The organism is Pseudomonas sp. PDM22, assembly GCF_014851965.1.
In the GTDB taxonomy this organism is placed as follows: Bacteria; Pseudomonadota; Gammaproteobacteria; order Pseudomonadales; family Pseudomonadaceae; genus Pseudomonas.
In genome coordinates this window covers 1-269 of sequence record NZ_JACVAR010000055.1, presented here as the reverse complement: position 1 = coordinate 269, position 269 = coordinate 1, and the positions used below count along the sequence as shown (strand labels likewise).

Below are 269 nucleotides of genomic sequence, written 5' to 3'. Positions count from 1 at the left end.
GGTGAAGTCGTGTTCGCCTTCGTCCAGAGCCTTGTCGGCCGGAACTTCGAACGACCACTTGCCATCTTCACCAGCAATAGCGGTGCCCAGTTCGGTCTCGCCGTCGAAGACGTGGATGATGTCGCCCTTCTCGGCACCGTCTCCGGAAATCACCGGGGTGGTGTCGTTGGTCGAACCATTCTTCGGCACGTCGATCAGGTTGGACGGATCATCGTTGTCCACCACGTCCTTGATGACCGGTGCGGTCGGCGCAGTGGTGTCGATGACGA

Annotated in this window: 1 protein-coding gene; it reads right to left on the bottom strand. The window is 59.9% G+C overall.

Annotated features, from left to right (window positions below; genetic code table 11):
* Positions 1 to 269 (bottom strand): Ig-like domain-containing protein (locus IB255_RS30620; protein ID WP_192211303.1); only part of this gene is annotated, 269 nt, incomplete at both ends.